This window comes from Rahnella perminowiae, assembly GCF_019049695.1.
Taxonomy (GTDB): domain Bacteria; phylum Pseudomonadota; class Gammaproteobacteria; order Enterobacterales; family Enterobacteriaceae; genus Rahnella; species Rahnella perminowiae.
On the sequence record NZ_JAFMOT010000050.1, the window covers coordinates 1 to 429 of the forward strand.

General features: G+C 67.4%; 1 protein-coding gene. It reads left to right on the plus strand.

Features of this window, described 5'->3' with window-relative positions; all coding sequences use genetic code 11:
• On the plus strand, positions 1–429 hold a 429-nt coding region (locus tag J1781_RS00225), incomplete at both ends, for an AI-2E family transporter (RefSeq protein ID WP_217233000.1).

Sequence of the window (429 nt, forward strand, 5' to 3'; positions counted from 1 at the left end):
TCTCTGTGGTCGGCCTACTGGTATTCGTCCTGGCGCTGACGGCCTGGCTCATCCCCAGCATCGCGGGCGACCTCTACGCCCTCGCCCGGCGTCTCCCGGCCTTTTCGGACCAGCTCACCGGGCTCTACGACCGTCTTTCAAACCGGGAAGGCCTACTTGGTCAACTGATGCCGCCGCGGGCGCTCGAGTTCGACAGCTCGTCGCTGACGCCCGAGCGCCTGCGCACCCTGGCGAACAACGCCTTCAGCGCGGGGCTGCCGGTCTTGGTCAGCTGTGGGGGTTTTCTCGTCACGCTCCTGGCGAACCTGTTTCTGGTGGTGATGCTGGCGATCTTTTTCGTCGCGGAGCCCGGGGCGTACGTCCGCGCCAGCCTCTACCTCGTGCCGAAGGGGCGGCAGGCGCGGCTCGAGGCGCTCTGGAGCACCCTCT